The 2028-nt window shown below is 39.2% G+C and carries 2 protein-coding genes; one reads left to right on the top strand and one right to left on the bottom strand.

Going from position 1 to position 2028, the window contains the following annotated elements:
* Positions 1-66 precede the first annotated feature (66 nt).
* Positions 67-1254, bottom strand: a complete 1188-nt coding sequence (tet(39), locus tag AVJ19_RS21015) for a tetracycline efflux MFS transporter Tet(39) (RefSeq protein ID WP_111861420.1) — start codon at positions 1252-1254, stop codon at positions 67-69.
* 65 nt (positions 1255-1319) lie between these two features.
* Here tet(39) and AVJ19_RS21010 point away from each other — a divergent pair, with 65 nt between their 5' ends.
* Positions 1320-1961: a TetR/AcrR family transcriptional regulator C-terminal domain-containing protein gene (locus AVJ19_RS21010; RefSeq protein ID WP_004787586.1), complete on the top strand. Its 642-nt coding sequence runs from the start codon at positions 1320-1322 to the stop codon at positions 1959-1961.
* Positions 1962-2028: the final 67 nt, after the last annotated feature.

Genomic DNA, 2028 nt, shown 5'->3' with positions numbered 1-2028 from the left:
GTGTATTATGTTAATTTTAGATAAACTATAGAATCCATTAGTTTTTAAACCAATAAATTAAATATTTTATGGAACTCCAGAATATTTATTCAGGCGATACTTAAGCAATAAGGGTAGGGTGATTACATAAAGTATTGCAGCTAATGCCCATACCATTCCAGGAGCTGATGCCTGAGTCATAAAATAGAGGCTAGTAACTAATACAGGACCAATTATAGCCCCCAGACTATTAAAACTGCTTAATAGCCCTTGTAATTCACCTTGTCTTTCATCACTAATACCTCTGGACATCATTGCTTGCAAAGCAGGAACGGCTACTCCACCAAGGGCAAACAATGGTAACAACGCAAAAGGCACCCATTCTTCAACAGCAATAGATAAAAGAAGTAAACCAATTGCATCGCAAGCTATTCCACATAACAACGTATTTTTCTCTCCAAACCTCTTTACCATAGGGGCGATAGCAAAAGCCTGTGCAATAGAATGGCTTATTCCATAACTAGCAAGGGAAACACCTGCAATAAATATACTCCAGCCATAACGATCCTGCCCATAGATAACCCATAAAGTTGCGGGGACTTGTGAAACCAATGTGATAATTAAAAAGATACCAAGCAATGGAGCCATATTAGGTTGAGTGATCAAATAGGATAATTTCTTTAATATTGATTGCTCCTGAACCTTCTCAGTCATTTTATTGCTGTGTTTTGATTCTTTTAATAAGACTGCTGTCATTATTAAATTAATCCCATTCATAAAAGCAGCAGCAAAGAACGGTGCATGTAAGTTCCATTCACCCAAAACTCCACCTATTACCGGACCCGCTATAAACCCAATACCAAAGACAGCTCCAAGGAGACCAAACCTTTTTGCACGCTCATGGGCTGGAGTAATATCTGAAACATAAGCTGTTGCAACAGCCATGTTGGCACCTGTAATTCCCGCAAAAATACGACCAATATATAGCCACAATAGAGAAGGAGCAGCAGCCATTAGGAGATAATCAGCCGTTGCACCAGCAATTGAAATAATTAATACAGGTCGACGTCCAAATCGGTCACTCAACGCTCCAAGGATAGGTGCAAAAATGAACTGCATCAGAGCATACACAGCTAATAAAGCACCATAGTGAACACCGCCTGCTTCAGCTCCAGCCAATGACCGTAATAATTCAGGCAAGATCGGCATAATTAAACCAATCCCAACAGCATCCAGAAATATAGTGATTAAAATCACGCTCAATGATTTCTTCACAAATGCCTTCTCTAGCAATGATAGAATTAATATTCTCTCACACACTCCCTATCAGTGATAGATTTATGAGTAAAAAAGATATTGCACCTCAACGTCTGACACGTGAAATAGTCCTGCGTACCGCATTGGATATGTTGAATGAAGAAGGCATAGATTCAATAACCACACGCAAGCTAGCTCAACGATTGGGTATTAAATCTCCAACTCTATATTGGCATTTCAAGAATAAATCCTTGTTAATGGAAGCAATGGCGGAAACCATTATAAATGAACACCATTTAGTTTCTTTACCCATCGATGGGATGACATGGCAAGATTGGTTGCTCGCTAATTCTGTAAGCTTTCGTCGAGCACTACTAGCTTACCGTGATGGTGCTCGTCTACATGCAAGAACTAGCCCCAGTCAAGGACATTTCAACACGATTGAGGCCCAAGTTGCGCTGTTATCTCATGCTGGGTTTTCTCCTGTTGAAGCAGTTGCATTACTTATGACATTAGGAAGGTTTATTGTTGGGTGGGTCCTTGAGGAGCAGCAAGAAGAAATAAGATCAGACCCACCATTCGAAGCCGATCCAACTATATATCCACTCATGCTCCAAGGAGTGAATACCTTACAAAATATGAATGCGGATGACATTTTTGAAAATGGGATTCGTATGGTGATTATCGGTGCTGAAAGACAACTTGATATTAAAATGCAAACTTAACTCTATACTGCTTTAAGCAACTGTTCTATTTAGTAATAAAGCTTTTATCCTTAATTATTTAACATAA

Origin of the sequence: Acinetobacter sp. CFCC 10889, assembly GCF_003268395.1 — a bacterium.
In the GTDB taxonomy this organism is placed as follows: domain Bacteria; phylum Pseudomonadota; class Gammaproteobacteria; order Pseudomonadales; family Moraxellaceae; genus Acinetobacter.
The sequence above is the reverse complement of the archived record's forward strand: the minus strand, read 5'-3'. Positions and strand labels throughout refer to the sequence as shown.

What these genes read in the sequence shown, in the direction of transcription:
- AVJ19_RS21010 (WP_004787586.1), top strand. Translation starts at nt 1,320, where the DNA reads ATGAGTAAAAAAGATATTGCACCTCAACGTCTGACACGTGAAATAGTC.